Origin of the sequence: Saccharothrix violaceirubra, assembly GCF_014203755.1 — a bacterium.
In the GTDB taxonomy this organism is placed as follows: Bacteria; Actinomycetota; Actinomycetes; order Mycobacteriales; family Pseudonocardiaceae; genus Actinosynnema; species Actinosynnema violaceirubrum.
Window position 1 is genome coordinate 2,381,807 of sequence record NZ_JACHJS010000001.1, and the last position, 19,906, is coordinate 2,401,712.

3 protein-coding genes are annotated in these 19,906 nt (G+C 73.7%); all 3 read right to left on the reverse strand.

Features of this window, described 5'->3' with window-relative positions:
• Positions 1-17: 17 nt before the first annotated feature.
• From F4559_RS11765 to F4559_RS11775, 3 genes are read right to left on the reverse strand one after another with little or no spacing between them, the layout of a single operon-like run.
• On the reverse strand, positions 18-209 hold the full coding sequence (locus F4559_RS11765) for an MbtH family protein (RefSeq protein WP_184668363.1): 192 nt from the start codon (positions 207-209) through the stop codon (positions 18-20).
• Positions 206-1,438, reverse strand: a complete 1,233-nt coding sequence (locus F4559_RS11770; RefSeq protein WP_184668365.1) for an MFS transporter — start codon at positions 1,436-1,438, stop codon at positions 206-208. The genes F4559_RS11765 and F4559_RS11770 overlap by 4 nt, the downstream gene beginning before the upstream one ends.
• Positions 1,435-19,902, reverse strand: coding sequence for a non-ribosomal peptide synthase/polyketide synthase (locus tag F4559_RS11775; protein ID WP_184668367.1), 18,468 nt, complete (start codon positions 19,900-19,902; stop codon positions 1,435-1,437). Before F4559_RS11775 ends, F4559_RS11770 begins: the two co-directional genes overlap by 4 nt.
• Positions 19,903-19,906: the final 4 nt, after the last annotated feature.

Consider the following 19,906-nt stretch of genomic DNA (forward strand, 5'->3'; position numbering starts at 1 on the left):
GGGGGCCTTCCGCGCGATCACGCCAGGGCGTCGCGCAGCGACTTCGGGCGCATGTCGGTCCACACCTCGTCCACGTGCGCGGCGCACTCGTCCTTGGTGCCGGTCTTGCCGTCCGGCCGCCACCCGGCCGGCACCTCGTGCTCCGCCGGCCACAGCGAGTACTGACCCTCGTCGTTGACCAGGACCTGGTAGCGGATGTCGTCCCTCATTGCTGTCCCTTCTCGGGGTAGTGGCGCAGGGTCGGGCTGACCGTGACGTACGCCGTGACCAGGGCGATGCCCACCGTGCACACCACGACGGCGGGCACGGGGTCGAGCAGTTCGGTGAGCAGGCCGCCCAGCACCGGCCCGACGGCACCGGCGGTGCCGACCGCGACGGCCAGCACGCCGCTGAGCCGGCCGCGCAGTTCGTCGGGCGTGAGCAGGAGCTGGTGGGTGCCGATGGTGGTGTTCGCGGTGGGCACGAGCAGCGTCATGCCCGCGAACAGGACGCCCATGAGGTAGCCGTCGTCGATCAGCAACGCGACCGGGGTCAGCGCGGTGGCCACCCAGAACACGATCGCGATCGAGCGGTACGGGCCGAGCACGCGGTGCAGGCGCGGCGCGATCAGCGCGCCGACGACACCGCCGACGCCGAGCATCGACGCCATCACGCCGGTCTCGGTCGACGGCACGCCCCGCCCGGTCGCCAGCACGATCACCACCAGGTAGTACGCGCTGAAGAACAGGTTGAGCACGACCGCGCACAGCGTCGTCACCCGGATCTCGGGCCGGGACCACACCCAGCGCAGCCCCTCGCCGATCTCGCGGACCAGGTGCGTCTTCTCGGCGGTCTCGGGCTTCTCACGCGGCGGCAGCCGCAGGAACGCCAGCGCCACGAACGCCACGCAGTGCGTGACCAGGTCGAACAGGAACGGCAGCGCACGGCCCAGCGAGTACAGCAGGCCGCCCAGCGCCGACCCGCCCATCTGCCCCAGCGACGACCGGGCCGTGTTCATCGCCACGGCCGTCGCCAACTGGTGCTCGGGCACGATCCGGGGCAACGAGGCGTCCTCGGCCGGTTCGAACAGGGCACGCGCCGCGCCGAGCACCGCCGCGACCGCGACGAGGTGGACCACGGACGCGGTGTCCGTCCACAGCACGAACACCAGGCTCGCCAACGCCACGACCTGCGCCGCCTCGCAGGCGAGCATGATCCGCTTGCGGTTCCACCGGTCGACCAGGGCGCCGGCGGGCAGGCCGACGAGGAGCTGCGCGGCGGCGTCCACCGACAGCACCAGGCCGGACACGCCCGGCGACCCGGTCAGCGCCAACGCGAGCAGCGGCAGCACGAACAGGGTGGCGCCGAACCCGGCCTCGGCCAGCGCCTGCCCGCTCCACAGCAGCGTGTAGTCGCGGTTGCGCGCCAACGAGTCCTTCTTGGCCGCCACGTCGCTCATCGGCAGTCCTCCGCGATCGCCCGCAGCGCCGCCGCGAAGTCGTCCGCGACCGCCCGGATCTCGTCCTCGGGGTGCACGTCGGGGTGGAAGTACCAGGTGAAGCCGAGCCGTCCGCCGCCCGCCTCGCCGACGACGTCCACGAGGTGGTCGCCCACGTCGGCCGGGTCGTGGTCGCGGCCGACCGACGGCAGCACCGACCGGTAGAGCCCGAGGCCCGCTTCGTCGCCCGCGTCGAACTGGCCGAGGTAGTTGAACGACACGGCGGGCGTGCCGGTCGCCGGGACCCGGCCGTGCTGCCGCAACGCGCCGTAGCCGAACCCGTTGCCCGGCACGGCCCGCAGGCGCCGTCGCACGGCCTTGACGCGGTCCCGCCACGACCCGGCAGGCAGGGCCAGCACCACCGGGAACATGGTGGTGAACCAGCCGACCGTGCGGGACAGGTCGACGCCGTCGAACACGTCTTCGCGGCCGTGGCCCTCCAGGTCGACCGCCACCTCGTCGCGGCCGGTCCACCGGGTCAGCGCGTACGCCAGCGCGGTCAGCAGCACGTCGTTGATCCGCGTCCGGTAGGCCGCCGGGGCGCCGCGCAGCAACGCCTCGGTGTCCTCTTCGGACAGTTCCACGACGACGCCCTCGCTCGGCACCCGCGAACGCGGTGGCACCGGCAGGTCGAACGTCCAGTCCTCGATCTCGTCGTCGAACCCGCCGGCCTCGACGTGCGCCGCCAACGTCCGCGACCACTCCTGGTAGGACGTGGTCTTGGCGCCGAGGTCGGCGCCCCGGTAGGCGGTCTCCAGGTCGTCGAGCAGCACGCGCCACGACACGCCGTCCATCACGAGGTGGTGCGCGACCAGCAGCAACGCCGGCTTCGGGCCGGTGAACAGCACGGCCCGCAGCAGCGGTCCGGCGGCCAGGTCGAAGCCCGCGTGCACCTCGTCCGCGACCGCCTCCACGTCCGCGCCGGGCGGCCGGACGTCGAGCACGTCCACGGCGTCGGGTGCCGCGTGCTCCTGGTGCCAGCCCGACCCGTCACGGGTGAACCGCAGCCGCAGCGCGTCGTGGTGTCCGACGACGACCGCGAACGCCCGCCGCAACGCCGCCACGTCCACGTCCGGGTCCAGCTCGACCAGGTGGGACTGGTTGAAGTGGTGCGGGTTGTGCCGGTCGCCGTGCAGGAACCAGTGCTGGATCGGCGTGAGCGGCACCGACCCGGTGACCGCCTCCGTCGTCGACGCCGCCTCCTCGACCCGGACGTGCGGTGCGAGGTCGGCGATCGTCTGGAACCGGAACAGGTCCTTGGTGGTGAACCGGTGCCCGGCCTGCCGGGCGCGGGCGACGACCTGCATGCTCAGGATCGAGTCGCCGCCCAGCGCGAAGAAGTTGTCGTGCGTGCCGACGCGGGCCACGTTGAGCACGTCCGCCCACACCGCCGCCAACGCCTCCTCGGTCGGCCCCTCCGGCGCCACGTAGTCGGTCGACGCGCCCGCCGAGAAGTCCGGTTCGGGCAGCTTCGCCCGGTCCACCTTCCCGTTCGGGCTCATCGGCAGCCGCTCCAGTTCGACGACCGCCGACGGCACCAGGTAGTCGGGCATCGACTCGCCGAGGAACGCGCGCACGTCGTCGCCGCTGCCCACCACGTACGCGACGAGCCGCTTGTGCCCGTTGGCGTCCGCGCGGGCCACGACCACGGCTTCGCGCACTTCGGGGTGGCGCAGGATCGCGGTCTGCACCTCGCCGAGTTCGACGCGGAACCCGCGGATCTTGACCTGCTCGTCCGCGCGGCCCAGGAACTCCAGCTCGCCACCGGCGTTCCAGCGCACCACGTCGCCCGTCCGGTACATCCGGGAACCGTGCCCGGACGGGTCGGCCACGAACCGGGACGCGGTCAGGCCGGGCCGGTCGAGGTAGCCGCGGGCCAGGCCGACACCCGTCACGTACAGCTCGCCCGGCACGCCCGCCGGCACCGGCCGCAGCGACGCGTCCAGCACGTGCACCCGCGTGCCCGGCAGCGGGCGGCCGATCGGCGGCACGCCGCCCGGCACCAGCGGGCCGCTCCACGAGGTGACCACGGTCGACTCGGTCGGCCCGTAGGCGTTGACCATCCGCCGACCCGGCGCCCACCGCGCCACCAGGTCCGCCGGGCAGGCGTCGCCGCCCACCACGAGCGTCCGCAGCGTCGGCAGCCCGCCGTCCGGCACGGTCGCCAACGCCACCGGCGGGATCAGCGCGTGCGTCACGCCGTGCCGGGTGACGACCTCGGCGAGGTCGGCGCCGAGCAGCGGTCCCGGCGGCGGCACGACCAGGGCCGCGCCGGAGGGCACCGCCATGCACAGCTCCAGCACGGAGGCGTCGAAGCTCGGCGAGGAGAACTGGAGCACCCGGTCGCCCGGCCGCACCGCCAGGTGCGCCGCCTCGGCGGACGCGAACGTCGCCAGGCCCGCGTGCGTCACCACGACGCCCTTGGGTCGGCCGGTCGAGCCCGACGTGTAGATCACGTACGCCGGGTGCTCCGGCCGCACCGCCACGCGCGGGTCGTCGGCGGGCAGGTGCGCGACGTCCACCGGCCCGTCGACCACCAGCAGCGGTCGGGCGTCGGCGAGCATGAACGCGATCCGGTCGGCCGGGTAGTCCGGGTCGACCGGCAGGAACGCCGCGCCCGCCTTGAGCACGGCCAGTTCCGTCACGACCAGGTCCGCGGACCGGGGCAGCTTGACGGCCACGACCCGGTCCGGGCCGGCACCGGCCGCGACCAGGTGGTTGGCCAGCCGGTTGGCCGCCGCGTTCACCTCCGCGTAGGTCAACGAGGTCTCGCCGGTGATCGCGAGCGCGTCCGGCGTGCGCACGACCTGCGCCTCGAACAGCCGCGCGAGGGACACCGGCTCCTCGGCCGGGCCGCCGTCGCCCCACCGCCCGATCCGTGCCGCCTCGGTCTCCGGCAGCGCGCCAATCGTGCCCAGTGGACGTTCGGGGTCGGTGGCGACCGCGGCCAGCACGGCGGACAGGTGCGCGATCAGCCGGTCGATCGTCGACGCGTCGAACAGGTCGGTGTTGTACTCCACCGACCCGGCCAGGCCGTCGGGCGTCTCGGTGAACTCCACGGTCACGTCGAACGCGGTCGAGGTGACCGGTTCGGCGACGTCGGCCGCGTCCAGGTCGGCGAACCCGGTCGCGCCCGGCGCGTTCTGCAATGCCACCACGGCCTGGAACAGCGGGGTGCGGCTGGTGTCCCGGTCCGGGGCCACCGCGTCCACGACCCGTTCGAACGGCACGTCCTGGTGCGCGAACGCGTCGAGCGTCGTCCGCCGCACCCGGTCCAGGAACGCGGGGAACGTGAGCCCCGGGTCGATGCGCGCCCGCAACGCCAGCGTGTTCACGAACAACCCGACCACGTCGCCGAGTTCGGGCCGCTCGCGGCCGGACGCGACCGTGCCGATCGCGAAGTCGTCCTGCCCGGACCAGCGGTGGAACAGCAGTTGGCAGGCCGCGACCAGGGCGGTGAACAGGGTGCCGTCACCCGCGCGGGCCACCTCGCGCAGCCGGTCGGCCACGGCGGCCGGGACGGTGAACTCCGTCTGCGCGCCCGCCGAGGTCTGCACGGCCGGGCGCGGGCGGTCCGTCGGCAGCTCCAGCGCGGGCACGCCCGCCAGCTCCCGGCGCCAGAACTCCACCTGCCGGTCGAGCGGCTGTTCCCGTTGCCACGCCGCGAAATCCGCGTACCGGACCACGGGCTCGTCGAGCGTGCGCCCCTGGTAGAGCGCGGCCAGATCGGTCAGCAGCACACCGCCGGACCAGCCGTCGGTGACGATGTGGTGCAGCGTCAACGCCAGCACGTACCCGCCGTCGACCCGCGTCAGCGACGGCCGGAACAACGGACCCCCACCCAGGTCGAACGGCTCGACCGCCGGACGCGTGTCGTGCACCGGCAGCGCCACCTGGTACGGCTCGTGCACGACCACGGTCGGCAGGCCGTCGTCCGCCGGGAACGTGGTGCGCAACTGCTCGTGCCGGGCCACCAGCGCGGTCAGCGCCCGCTCCAGCCGGGGCACGTCCACCTCGCCGAGCAGCCGTACGGCCAATGCCGTCACGTACTCGGTGCCGCCGGGGGAGAACTGGTCGAGGAACCACAGCCGCTGCTGCGCGAACGACAGCACGGGCGCGCCCGCCGCGCGCGGGATCACGTCCCGGGACTCCGCGCCCAGGTGTCGGGCCAGTGCGGCCACGGTCGGGTGGTCGAACAGCGTGCGCGGCGACACGGCGAACCGGTCCCGCAGCCGCGACGCCACCCGGATGCTCAGGATCGAGTCGCCGCCCAGCGCGAAGAAGTTGTCCTCCGCGCCGACCTCGTCGAGTCCGAGCACGTCCCGCCACACGTCCGCGACCAGGCGTTCGGCCTCGGTCCGGGGCGCGGCGAACCCGGCGGCGGTGCGGTGCGGCGCGGGCAGCGCGGCCCGGTCCAGCTTGCCGTTCGCGTTGAGCGGCAGCCGGTCCAGCGTAACGAACGCGCTCGGCACCATGTGGTCCGGCAGCGTCCGTGCCGCGTGCGCCCGCAACTCCTCGGTCGGCACGTCGCCGACCACGTAGGCCACCAGGCGGTCGTCCCGCACGATCACGGCCGTGCGCGTGACGGCCGGGTGCGTGGCGAGCACGGCCTCGATCTCGCCCGGTTCGATCCGGAACCCGCGCACCTTGACCTGCTGGTCGGCCCGACCGAAGTACTCCAGCCGACCGGCCCGCCACCGGGCCAGGTCGCCGGTGCGGTACAGGCGCGCACCGGGTTCGCCGAACGGGTCGGCCACGAACCGGGACGCGGTCAGGCCGGGTCGGTCCAGGTAGCCGCGCGCCAGCCCGGCGCCCGCGACGTACATCTCGCCGACCACGCCCGGCGGGACCGGGTCGAGGTCCTCGTCCAGCACGTGCACCCGCAGGTCCGCGATCGGGACGCCGATCGTGCCGTCGGCGGTGGTGTGGGTGACGTGGACGGTGGTCTCGGTGATGCCGTACATGTTCACCAGCTCGCCGGTGCCCTGCCACGACGCGAGTTTGCGCACGTCGAGGGCCTCGCCGCCGAAGATCACGTAGCGGACCGCGATCTCCTCGTCCAGCAGCTCGTAGAACGCCGAGGGCGTCTGGTTGAGCACGGTCACGCCCTCGGCGCGCACCAGCGCGGCGAAGTCGCCGGGGGAGCGGGAGATCTCGAACGGCACGACGACCAGCCGGCCGCCGCGCAGCAGTGGACCCCACAGTTCCCAGACCGAGAAGTCGAACGCGTACGAGTGGAACAGCGTCCACACGTCGTCCGCGCCGAACCCGAACCGGTCGTCGGTCGCGGTCAGCAGCCGGATCACGTTGCCGTGCGGGATCACCACGCCCTTGGGGCGACCGGTCGACCCGGACGTGTAGATCACGTACGCCGGGTGCTCCGGCCGCACGTCCACGCACGGGTCGTGGCCGGGCAGGTCCTCGTCCGACACCGCGTCCAGTACCGTGTCCAGCACCGCGACCGGCCGGGCGTCCTCGACCATGCCCGCCACGCGGTCCGCCGGGTAGGCGGGGTCGATCGGCAGGTAGGCCGCGCCGGACTTGAGCACGCCGAGCACCGCCACGACGAGGTCGAGAGAGCGCGGGAACTTCAGTGCCACGAAGCGTTCCGGCCCGGCGCCCAGGGCGATCAGGTGGTGGGCGACCCGGTTGGCGCGCGCGTCCAGTTCGGCGTAGGTGAGGCTCGAACCGTCGCACGTCACCGCGACGGCGTCCGGCGTGGCGACGACCTGTTCGGCGAACCGGGCGGTGATCGTGCCGGTAGGGAACCCGCGCGGGGCGCCGTGCCACTCGGCCAGTTCCAGCAGGTCGTCCGGCGCGGTCCACGGCAGGTCGCCGACCGTGCGGCCCGGGTCGTCGCCGAGCGCGGTCAGCACCGTGCCCAGCCGGTCGACCAGGCGGCGCGCGGTGGACTCGTCGAACAGGCGCGGGTCGTAGGCGAGTTCGACGGCGAGCACGTCGTCCACGTGCGCCCGCACCGTGATCGGGTACGTCGTCGTGTCCAGGCCGTCGGCCTCGTGCACCCGCGGCGCACCCTCGGCCTCGGTGCCCACCGGGAAGTTCTCGAACGCGAGCAGGCTGTCGAACAGCGGCCCGCCCGCCGCCGACTGCACCCGGGCCAGCGACACGAAGTCGAACCGCCGCGACTCGGTCTGCCCCTCCTGCACGGAGCGCAACCACGGCAGGACCGGCGCGGTCAGGTCGACCGCGATCCGCGACGGCACCGTGTTGACGAACATGCCGACGACGTCCTCGACACCGGGCAGTTCGGCGGGCCGACCCGACACCGTGGTGCCGAACACCACGTCGTCCACGCCCGCGCACCGGGCGAGCAGCAACGCCCACGCGCCCTGCACCAGCGTGTTCACCGTCAGGCCGTGCTCGCGGGCCACGGCGTCGAGCCGGTCGACGGGCAGCGTCGTCGCCACGTGCGCGTCGGACTCCACGCGGTGCGCCTCGACCGGGGGCCGGTCGTAGGGCAGCGGCGTGGGACCGTCCACACCGGACAGAACCGACGCCCAGTGCGCCTCGGCGGCCGGGTGATCCTGCGTGGACAACCACTCCAGGTAGTCCCGGAACGGTCGCCGCGCGACCGGCGCCGCGCCCGCGTACTCGGCCAGCACGTCTCCGAACACCTGCGAGGTGCTCCACCCGTCCAGCAGCAGGTGGTGCGACGTCCACAGCAGGTCGACCTCGTCGTCGCCGAGTCGGTCGACCGTCAGCCGCATCAGCGGCGCGGTGGCCAGGTCGAGCCCGAGCGCCGCGTCCTGCTCGGGCCGCACCGGGCCGAACACCACCGGCAGGTCGACGGCCCGGTACACCACCTGCACCGGCTCGTCCACGCCTTCCCAGACGACACCCGTGCGCAGGATCGGCGTGCGCTCGACGACCCGGCGCCACGCGTCGGCCAGTCGCGCCGGATCGTCCACACCGGACAGTCGCACGCGGAGCTGGTTGAAGTACGCGGTGCCGTCGTCCACCAGGCTGTGGAACAGCATCCCGCTCTGGAGCGGGGTGAGCGGGAGGACGTCCTCGACCTCGGGCGCGGCGATCCGGTCGACCTGCTCCTGGGACAGCCGCACGAGCGGGAAGTCCGACGGCGTGCGGCCCCACGCGCCCCGGCAGTGGTCGACGATCGCGCGGACCGCGTCGAGCATCCGCTCGGCGAGCCGCCGGACGGCGTCCTCGTCGTGCGTGACCGTCGAGTACTCCCAGTCGACGACCAGTTCGCCCGCCGCCACGGCCGCGGTGATGTCGACCAGGTGCGACCGGACCGTGTCACCGGGGACCTCGCCGCCGAGGTCGAGATCCCCGTCCGCGGTGTCCCACTGGCCCAGGTAGTTGAAGCACACCCGCGGCAACGCGCCCGTCGGGCCCCGGTCGTACTGGCGCAGGGCCTCGTAGCCCACGCCCTGGTGCGGCACGCCCCGCAGCCGCTCCTTCACCGCCTTCAGGGACTCGCCCCAGTCGCCGGTCACGTCCAGCGCGACCGGGAACTGCGCGGTGAACCAGCCGACCGTGCGCGTGACGTCCAGGTCCGCGAACAGCTCCTCGCGGCCGTGGCGTTCCAGCGTGACCAGCAGACTGCCGTCGAACGCCGCCGTCAACGCGGTCAGCAGCACGTCGTCGATCCGCGTCCGGTACGCCTCGGGCACGTCGCGCAGCAACGCGCCGGTCGTCTCCCGGTCCAGCCGCACGGACACGCTGCGTGCCGAGTGCGCCGGAGTCGGCACCGGCTCCTCGGTCGGCACGGCCGTCCAGTACGGGACCGCGTCGTCGAACGCACCCGCGAGCACGTGCCCGTCCATCCGCCGCGCCCACGCGCCGAACGGCGTCGACTTCGGCCCGAGCCGCCCGCCGCCGAGCACGGTCTCCAGGTCCGCCAACACGATCCGCCACGACACCGCGTCCACCACCAGGTGGTGCGCGGTCAGGAACAGCGTGCCGTCGTCGAACAGCACCGCCCGCAGCGACGGGCCGTGCGCCAGGTCCAGGCTCTCCCGCGCCCGACGGGTCTCCGCGGCGAAGTCGTCGGTGGCCACCCGCAGGACGTCCGCGTTCTCGCCGACCTCCTGCGCCCAGTGCCCGTCGACCCGGACGAACCGGGTGCGCAGGGCGTCGTGGTGGGCCAGCACGGCGGACAACGCCCGTCGCACCGCGTCGGCGTCCGCCGACACGCGCGTGGTCACCGACATCGTGAAGTGCGACAACGGGCCGTGCTCGGCGAAGAACCAGCGCTGGATCGGCGTGAGCGGCACCGGACCGGTGACCGTCTCCACGGCCAGGGCGGTCTCGGTCGTCACCACCGGCACCAGGTCCGCGACCGTCTGCCGGAGGAAGACGTCCTTGGACGTCAACCGGTACCCGGCGGCCCGTGCCCGCGACACCACCTGCATGCTCAGGATCGAGTCGCCGCCGAGCGCGAAGAAGTTGTCCCGCGCGCCCACCCGCCCGACGCCGAGCACCTCGGCCCAGATCGCGGCCAGGTCGGCGGCGACGCCCGGTTCCGGTGCCACGTATCCGGATTCGGCGAACGTGGGCGCGGGCAGCGACCGCCGGTCCACCTTGCCCGCCGGGGTCGTCGGCAGCGCGTCCAGCGTCACGAACGCCGAGGGCACGAGGTGGTCGGGCAGCCGGTCCTTGAGCCACGCGGCCAGGTCGGTCGCCGTTCCGACGGTGTAGGCGACGAGCCGGTTGTGGCCGTTGTGCTCGCGTGCGACCACGGCGGCCTTGCGCACGTCCGGGTGGTCGAGCAGCACGGCCTCGACCTCGCCCGGCTCGACCCGGAAGCCGCGGATCTTGACCTGGTCGTCGGTGCGGCCCAGGTACTCCAGGACGCCGTCGACCCAGCGCACCCGGTCGCCCGTGCGGTACATGCGCGCACCGGTGCCGAACGGGTTCGCCACGAACCGGGACGCGGTCAGGCCGGGCCGGTCGAGGTAGCCGCGCGCCACCTGCGGTCCGGCGATGAACAGCTCGCCCGGCACGCCCTCGGGCACCGGCTGGAGGCCGGGGTCCAGCACGTACGCGGTCAGGTTGCGCAGCGGGCGGCCGATCACCGGCCGGTCGCCCTCGACCCGGCACGACACCGCGTCCACGGTCGTCTCGGTCGGCCCGTAGAAGTTGTACGCGGTGGTCCGGCTCGCGGCCAGGTCCCGCCACAGCGGTTCCGGCAGTGCCTCGCCGCCCAGCATCAGCACGCGCGGCACGTGGTCGCCGGCGAGCAACCCGGCCGGGACGAGCTGGCGCACGTACGACGGGGTCAGGTCCAGGAAGTCGATCCGGTGCCGGCGCACGTAGTCGACCAGCGCGGCCGGTTCGAGCCGCACGTCGTCGGGCAGGACGTGCAGCTCGTGCCCGTCCGCCATCAGCAGCGGACCCTCCCACGACGTGTCGAACGAGAACACCGCCGACAGCGCCACCCGCAGGTGCTCGCCGGCGAAGTCGTGGCGGTGGTTGTGCAGCAGGTTGACCAGCTGCCGGTGCTCGACCACGACGCCCTTGGGCGTGCCGGTGGAACCGGACGTGTGGATCACGTAGGCCGCGTGGTCGGGCCGCACGGGCACGTTCGGCGCGGTCGCCGGGTACGAGGACAGGTCCGGCACCGCGTCGAGCACCACGGTCGGCCGGGTGTCGGCGAGCAGGAACGAGATGCGCTCGGCCGGCAGGTCCCGGTCGATCGGCACGTACACCGCACCCGCCTTGTGCACGGCCAGGATCGCCGTGACCACGTCGGCGCTCCGCGGCAGCCGCACGGCCACCACGCGTTCGGTCCGCGCGCCCGCGGTCATCAGGTGGTGGGCCAACCGGTTGGACCGCTCGTCGAGTTCGGCGAACGTGTACCGGTCGTCGCCGCACACCAGCGCGGTCGCGTCGGGCGTGCGGCCGACCTGCGCGGCGAACAGCGCGGGGAACGTCGTCGACGGCACGTCCAGCGGCTCGCCGTGCGGGTCGGGCGCCTGACCGAGCGGGAACGCCGACAGCGGCCGGTCCGGTGTGGCCGTGGCGTGGTCGAGCACCTCGACCAGGTGCCGGGTCAGCCGGTCGACGGTGGCCGCGTCGACCAGGTCGGTGCTGTACTCGACCGCGCCGCGCAGCTCGCCGTCCTCCTCACCGAACTCGAACGTCAGGTCGCAGGTCGACGTCAGCAGCGGTGTGGACAGCTCCTCGACCGCCAGGCCCGGCAGCGACGGCAGGTCGCCGCCGGTGTCGCGGACCAGCACCATCACGTCGAACAGCGCGTTGCGGCTCGGATCGCGGTCCGGGCGCACGGCCTCCACGACGCGTTCGAACGGCACGTCCTGGTGCGCGAACCCGTGCCGCACCGCCGACCGCACCTCGGCCAGCACCTCGTCGAACGGCCGGTGTACGTCCACAGTGGACCGCAGCACGACCGTGTTGACGAACAGGCCCACCACGTCGTCGAGTTCGGCCCGGCCGCGTCCGGACACGGCCGTGCCCACCGCGATGTCGTCCTGACCGGTGTAGCGGGCCAGCAGCACCTTCGTGGCCGCCAAGAGCACGGTGAACAGCGTGTCGCCGTGTCGTCGGGCCGCTGCCCTCGCCGCCTCGGCCACCCGTGCCGGGACGGTGAAGGTGTGCGACGCGCCTTCACCCGTGCGCACGGGCGGACGCGGCCGGTCGGTCGGCAGTTCCAGCGGTGCCACGCCACGCAGCCGCGCGGCGACCTCGTCCACGGGCGGCTCGGACTGCCAGGCGCTGTAGTCGACGTACTGCACGGACAACGGTCGCGGCTCACGCCCCGCGTACAGGTCGGCGAGGTCGCGGGCGAGCACATCGGTCGACCAGCCGTCGGTCACGATGTGGTGCAGCGTCAACACGAACACGTGGTCGTCGTCGGCCACCCGGGCCAGGCGGGCCCGCACCAGCGGACCGGTGCGCAGGTCGAACGGCGTGCGTGCCTCCTCGTCGAGCACCTCGGCCCAGGGCCGGTCCTCGACGGCCAGGGCCACGGCGAACGGCTCGTGCGGCACCTGGACGCCGTCGTCGAACGTGGTGCGCAACGCCTCGTGCCGGGCGACCAGGCCGGACACCGCGTGCCGCAGCCGGTCCACGTCCAGGGCACCGCGCAGCCGCCACGCGGTCGGCGTGACGTACTCGGTGCCGTCGGGCTCGAACTGGTCCAGGAACCACAACCGGCGCTGCGCCGGGGACTGCGGGTGGGTGCCGGTGCGCGGCACCACGGGAATGGCGTCGGCCTCGTCCTCGCCCGTGATCGCCGCGGCCAGGCCCGCGATCGTGGGGTGCTCGAACACCGCACGCGGCGACAACTGGACGCCGAACGCGGCCCGCAGCGCGGACGTGACCCGGATGCTGCGGATCGAGTCGCCGCCCAGGGCGAAGAAGTCGTCCGTCACGCCGATGTCGCAGGCCCGGCCCAGGACCTCGGCCCAGACGGCGGCGATCCGGCGTTCGGCGTCCGTGCCCGGCGCCACGTGCCCGCCGGAGAAGTCCGGCGCGGGCAGCGCCCTGCGGTCGAGCTTCCCGCTGGGGGACAACGGGAACGCGTCGAGCACCACGACCGCCTGGGGCACCAGGTAGTGCGGCAGGGTCTCGGCCAGCGTCGCGCGGGGGTCGGCCCGCGGCTCGCCCGTGACGTAGCCGACGAGCCGGTCGTCGCGCACCACCACGACGGCCTCGCGCACACCGGGCACGCGGGTCAGCGCGTTCTCGACCTCGCCGGGTTCGATCCGGAAGCCGCGGATCTTGACCTGGTCGTCGGTGCGGCCCAGGTACTCCAGGACGCCGTCGACCCAGCGCACCCGGTCGCCCGTGCGGTACATCCGGGAACCGTGCCCGAACGGGTTCGCCACGAACCGGGACGCGGTCAGGCCGGGCCGGTCGAGGTAGCCGCGCGCCACCTGGGCACCGGCCAGGTACAGCTCGCCGGGCACACCCGGCGGCACCGGCCGCAGGTCCGCGTCCAGCACGTAGGCGCGCAGGTTGTGCAGGGGACGGCCGATCGCCGGGCGGTCGCCGGCGATCCCACCCGCCACCGAGTCGACCGTGACCTCGGTCGGGCCGTAGTAGTTCAGGCCGCGCACCGGCGACTCGGCGATCTCGGCCCACAGCCGTGCGTCCGTGGCCTCGCCGCCGAGCATGAGCGTGCCCAGACCGGACGTGAGCAGCCCGGCGGGGATGAGCTGGCGGGCGTAGGACGGCGTGAGGTCGAGCATGTCGATCCCGTGCCGGGACACGTAGGCGACCAGGGCCTCCGGGTCGAGCCGCAGTTCCTCGTCCACGACGTGCAGTTCGTGCCCGAAGGCCAGGAACAGCAGGCCCTCCCACGACGTGTCGAACGAGAACGTCGCGGTGACCGCGAACCGCATCCGCCCCGACATGAAGTCGGTGCTGTTGGCGTGCAGGAGGTTGGCGAGCTGCCGGTGCTCGACGACGACGCCCTTGGGCGTGCCGGTCGAACCGGACGTGTGGATCACGTACGCGGCCTGCTCCGGCCGGACGCGGACCTCGAAGGCGTCGGGCAGTCCGGTCAGGTCCGGGATCGTGTCGAGCACGAACGCGGGCTTCGCGTCGGACAGCAGGAACGCGATCCGGTCGGCGGGCAGGGTCGGGTCGACCGGCAGGTACACCGCACCCGACTTCAGCACGGCCAGCACCGCGACCACCAGGTCGGCCGACCGCGGCAGCCGCACCGCGACGATGCGTTCGGGACCGGCACCGTGGGCGACCAGGTGGTGCGCCAGGCGGTTCGAGCGCGCGTCGACCTCGGCGAAGGTGAGTTCCCCGTCGCGGAACACCACCGCGGTGGCGTCGGGCGTGGCGCGCACGGACGCGGCGAACACGTCCGGGAACAGCGTGTCCGGGAACTCGCGGTCGGTGCGGTTCCACTCGACCAGCACGCGGTCGCGGTCCTGCGCCGACAGCCACGGCAGGTCCACCACGCGGGTGGTCGGGTCGGTGCCGATCGCGGCCACCAGGTCGCGCAGCCGGCCCGCGAGCCGCCGGGCGGTCGCGGCGTCGAACAGCTCCGGGTCGTAGCCCAGGTCCAGGTCGACCCGGTCGCCGACGGACGCGGTGAGCGTCAGCGGGAACGTGGTGTCGTCGACCGCGTCCACCTCGGCCACGCGCGGACCCGTGCCGTCCGGGTCGAACGGGTAGTTCTCGAACACCACGACGCTGTCGAACAGCTTCGTCCCGGCCCACGCCTGGAGGTCGGCCAACGCCACGTGGTCGTAGCGCCGCGACTCGCTCTGCGCCTCCTGGAAGGCCCGCAGCCACGCGCCGACCTCGGCGTCCGGGTCGACGACCGCGCGCGTCGGCACGGTGTTGATCAGCATGCCGACCATCGACTCGACACCGGCCAACTCGGCGGGTCGGCCGGAGACCGTGCTGCCGAACACCACGTCGCGCACGCCCGCGTGCCGGGCCAGCAGCAACGCCCACGCGCCCTGCACCACGGTGTTGGCGGTCAGCCCGGCCCGCCGCGTGGAGTCGCCGAGCGCGACGGAGACCTTGATCGACGCCGTCGACGCCGAGCGGTGCGCCCGCGTGGGCTGCCGGTCGCAGGGCAGTGGCGTCGGTCCGTCCACATCGGACAGCACGGTGCGCCAGTGCGCCTCGGCCTCGGCCCGGTCCTGCGCGGCCAGCCACTCCAGGTAGTCGCGGAACGGCCGTCGGGTCGGTACGCGCGCGGGCGTGCCCGTGGTGATCGCCCGGTAGTGCGCGAGCACCTCGGCGAACACCTGGCCGATGCTCCAGCCGTCGAGCAGCACGTGGTGCGACGACCACACCAGTTCGGCCCGGTCGTCGGACAGCGGCGTGACCGACACCCGCAGCAGCGGTGCCACGCCCAGGTCGACCGGGCCGTCCTCGGGCACGGTCACCGCGCGCCGGATCACCAGCACCGGCCGGTCGACGCCCTCCCACACCACGGCGCCGCGCAGCACGGGCGTGCGGTCCACGACCCGCTGCCACGCGGCCCGCAGCGCGTGCGGGTCGGTGACGCCGTCGAGCACCAGGCGCGTGCGGTCCACGTACGCACCGGGCTCGACCAGGCTGTGGAACACCATGCCGGTCTGCAACGGGGTGAGCGGCAGGACGTCCTCGACCTCGGGCGTGACGATCCGGTCGACCTGGTCCTGGGTCAGCGCGGCGAGCGGGAAGTCCGACGGCGTGCGGCCCCATGCGTCGCGGCAGTGGTCCACGATCGCGCGGACCGCGTCGAGCAGGCCGTCCGCGAGCCGCCGCACGGTGTCGGCGGTGTGCAGGTTGGTCGAGTACTCCCAGGTGAACGCCAGTTCGCCGGACTCGACCAGGCCGGTCACGTCCAGCACGTGCGGACGCGTGCCCGTCGGGGAGACGTCCGTGCCCGAGGTGGTCCCGGTCGGCCGGAGCAGTCCGCCGGAACCGACCTCGAATCGGCCGTGGTAGTTGAACGACACCGGTGGCGGCGGCGTGCCGATGTCCAGTGCCTCGAAGCCCAAGCCCCGGTGCGGTACGGCCCGCAGCGTCTCCTTGACCGCCTTGAGGGTCGTGCCCCAGTCGTCGGTCACGGTCAACGCCACCGGGTACTGCGTGGTGAACCAGCCGACCGTGCGCGACAGGTCGACGCCGTCGACGAGTTCCTCGCGGCCGTGACCCTCCAGCGTGACGCCGACCTCGGGCGACCCGGTCCAGTCCGCGAGGGTCCGGCCCAGCGCGGCGAGCAGCACGTCGTCCGCCCGCGTCCGGTACGCCTCGGGCACGTCGCGCAGGAACGCGTCCGTGGTCGCCCTGTCCAGCCGTACGGTCACCGACGCGGTGGACGCGGCCGTGTTCGCGCCGTCGAGGTCGACGGGCAGCGGCGCGGCCGGGGGCAGCGCCCGCCAGTACTCGGCGGCGGCGTCCAGCGCACCCGACGCCACATGCTCGGCGAGTCGGTGCGACCACTGGGTGAACGGCGTGCCGACCGGGTCGAGCCGCAGTCCCCGGTACGCCTTCTCCAGGTCCTCCACCAGGATGCGCAGCGAGACGCCGTCCACCACGAGGTGGTGCGCGACCACGAGCAGCTGTCGGCCGCCGACCAGGATCACCCGCAGCAGCGGCCCTTCGGCCGGGTCCATGCCCCGGCGGATCGCATCGGCGTCCACAGTGGACTCGACGGTGAACGCGTCCGCCGCGGTCGCGACGGGCTCCTGCGTCCAACGTCCGTCGACCAGGCGGAAGCGCAGCCGCAACGCCTCGTGGTGGGCGACGAGCGTGCCCACCGCCGCGCGCAACGCGTCGACGTCCACATCCTCGGGAAGGTCGAACAGCAGCGACATCGTGTAGTGCGGCTGCGACCCGTACTCGCGGAAGAACCACCGCTGGATCGGTGTGAGCGGTGCCGGGCCGGTGATCAGGCGGACCGGTTCGGCGGTCGCCTCGGTCGTGGTGACGGTCGCCAGTTCCGCGATGGTCTGGTGTCGGAACACGTCCCGCGACGTCAGCCGGTACCCGGCGGCCCGCGCCCGCGACACCAGCTGGATCGACAGGATCGAGTCGCCGCCCAGCGAGAAGAAGTTGTCGTGGACGCCGACGCGGTCCACGCCGAGCACGTCGGCCCACAGCCGGGCCAGGTCCAGCTCGACGGCGGTGGCGGGGGCGACGAAGTCGGAGTCGCCGACGACCTCGGGCGCGGGCAGGGCCTTGCGGTCCACCTTGCCGTTGGGCGTCAGCGGGATCCGGTCCAGCTCCACGAACGCGGCCGGGATCTGGTACTCGGGCAGCAGGTCCTTGAGCTGGTCGCGGAACCGCACCGGGGCGCCGGCGACCACGTAGGCGACCAGTCGGGTGTGCCCGGAATCGGTGCGCGCGACGACGGTGGCCTCGTGGACGTCCGGGTGCCGCAGCAGGGCGGCCTCGACCTCGCCGGGTTCGATCCGGAAGCCGCGGATCTTGACCTGGTCGTCGGTGCGGCCCAGGTACTCCAGGACGCCGTCGACCCAGCGGACGCGGTCGCCCGTGCGGTACATGCGCGACCCCGACCCGTGGGGGTCGGCGAGGAACCGGGACGCGGTCAGCCCGGGCCGGCCCAGGTAGCCGCGCGTGACCTGCGGACCGGCCAGGAACAGCTCGCCCGGCACGCCCGCCGGCACCGGCCGCAGCCCCTCGTCCAGCACGTACGCGGTCAGGTTGCGCAACGGGCGGCCGATCACCGGCCGGTCGCCCTCGACCCGGCACGACACCGAGTCGACCGTGACCTCGGTCGGACCGTAGAAGTTGTAGGCGGCGGTGCGACTCGCGACCAGGTCACGCCACAGCGACGCGCCCAGCGCCTCACCGCCGACCATCAGCACGCGCGGTACGTGGTCGCCGTCGAGCAACCCGGCGGGCAGCAGCTGCCGTACGTAGGACGGCGTGATGTCCAGGAAGTCGATCCGGTGCCGCCGCACGTAGTCCACGAGCGCGGCCGGTTCGAGGCGGACGTCGTCGACGAGCACGTGCAGCTCGTGGCCGTGGGCCAGGAACACCGGCCCCTCCCACGACGTGTCGAAGGAGAACACGGCCGTGAGCCCGAACCGGGAGGGTTCGCCGGGGAACTCGGCGCCGTGGTTGTGCACCAGGTGCGTGAGCTGCCGGTGCTCGACCACGACGCCCTTGGGCAGGCCGGTCGACCCGGACGTGTAGATCACGTACGCGGCCTGGTCCGGACGCGGGGCCGGGGGAGCGGTGTCCGGAAGCCCTTCGGTGTCGGGGAGTCCGGTGAGGACGAGCACCGCGCCGGAGTCCTCGACCAGGTGCCGACGGCGGGCCTCGGGCAAGGTCGGGTCGACGGGCAGGTAGACGCCGCCCGCCTTCAGCACGGCGAGCGCGGCCACGACCGCGTCCACGCCGCGCGGCAACGACAGCGCCACCACGCGTTCGGCGCCCACGCCGTCGGCGATCAGCCGGTGCGCGACCCGGTTGGCGAGGGCGTCCACCTCGGCGAACGTGAGCCGGTCGTCCGCGCAGACCAGCGCGGTCGCGTCGGGCGTGCGGGCGACCTGCTCGGCGAACAGCTCGGGGTAGGTCCTGTCCGACACGGCCAGCGGCTCGCCGTGCGGGTCGGGCTCGTCGGCCAGCAGCAGCGGCACGTCGGCGACCGGGCGGTCCGGGTCGGCGACGACACCCTCGACCAGCCGGGCGAAGTGGCGGGTGAGGCGTTCGACCGTGGCGTGGTCGAACAGGTCGGTGCTGTATTCGACCAGGCCGTGCAGGCCGCCGTCGGTCTCGGTGAAGTCGATCGACAGGTCGAAGTTCGCGACCTGTCGGGTGAGCGGTTCCTCGGCGACCTCCAGACCCGGCAGGTCGGCGGGCGAGCCGGGCGCGTTCTGCAGCACCACCATGACGTCGAACAGCGGGCTGCGGCTCGGGTCGCGCTCGACGCCCAGCGCCTCGACCACGCGGTCGAACGGCGCGTCGTCGTGGGCGTACGCGTCCAGCGCGGTGTCCTTGGCCCTCGCCAGCTGGTCGGCGAACGAGCCGTGCACGTCCACAGTGGACCGGAGCACGATCGTGCCGACGAAGAAGCCGACCAGCCCGGCCAGTTCGGGTCGGTTGCGGCCGGTCGTCACGGTGCCCAGCGCGATGTCGTCCTGGCCGGAGTAGCGGGCCAGCAGCAGCTGCGTGGCCGCGATCAACGCGGTGAACAGCGTGGCCTCGTGCGCCCGTGCGACCTCGGCGAGTCGGGTGGAGACCTCCCGGGACAGCGTGAACTCCACGGTGGCGCCCCGCGAGGTCCGTTCGGCCGGACGCGGCCGGTCGGTGGGCAGCTCCACCGGCGTGACGCCGGCGAGCTTGGCCTTCCAGTGCTCCAGGTCCACGGGCCGGTTCCGTTGCCACACCGAGAAGTCGGCGTACCGCAATGGGAGCGGCGTGAGCGTTCCGCCCCGGTAGAGCGTGCCCAGCTCACCGGCCAGCACGCCCAGCGACCAGCCGTCCACCACGATGTGGTGCGAGGCCAGCAGGAGCACGTGGTCGTCGGTGCCGCGCCGGACCAGCAGCGCCCGGAACAGCGGGCCGTGCCGCAGGTCGAACGGCCGGGTCACCTCGGCGTCGAGCAGACCCGGCGTCTCGTCGACCAGCGGCACGTCGACGTCGGCGGCGTCGTGCACCACCTGTACCGGTTCGCCGTCGACCAGGTCGAACGTCGTGCGCAGCGATTCGTGCCGGCGCACCAGGCCGCGTACGGCCGCGACCAGCGCGGGCAGGTCCAGGGCACCGCGCAGGCGCAGGGCCAGCGCGCTGTTGTACTCGGTGCTGCCGGGCGAGAACTGGTCGAGGAACCACAGCCGGCGCTGGCCGTGCGACAGCGGCGGCGGGGTGTCGCGGGGTGCCGGGGGGATGACGTCCGCGCGGACGGCCCGGCCGGCGAGGCGTTCGCGCAGCTTCTCCCGCAGGTGCGCGGGCAGCGCGGAGGCCCGGTCGTGCTTGGAGGTGGTCATGGTG

Coding starts and splice junctions, on each gene's coding strand:
- F4559_RS11765 (WP_184668363.1), bottom strand. CDS start 209: ATGAGGGACGACATCCGCTACCAGGTCCTGGTCAACGACGAGGGTCAG.
- F4559_RS11770 (WP_184668365.1), bottom strand. CDS start 1,438: ATGAGCGACGTGGCGGCCAAGAAGGACTCGTTGGCGCGCAACCGCGAC.
- F4559_RS11775 (WP_184668367.1), bottom strand. CDS start 19,902: ATGACCACCTCCAAGCACGACCGGGCCTCCGCGCTGCCCGCGCACCTG.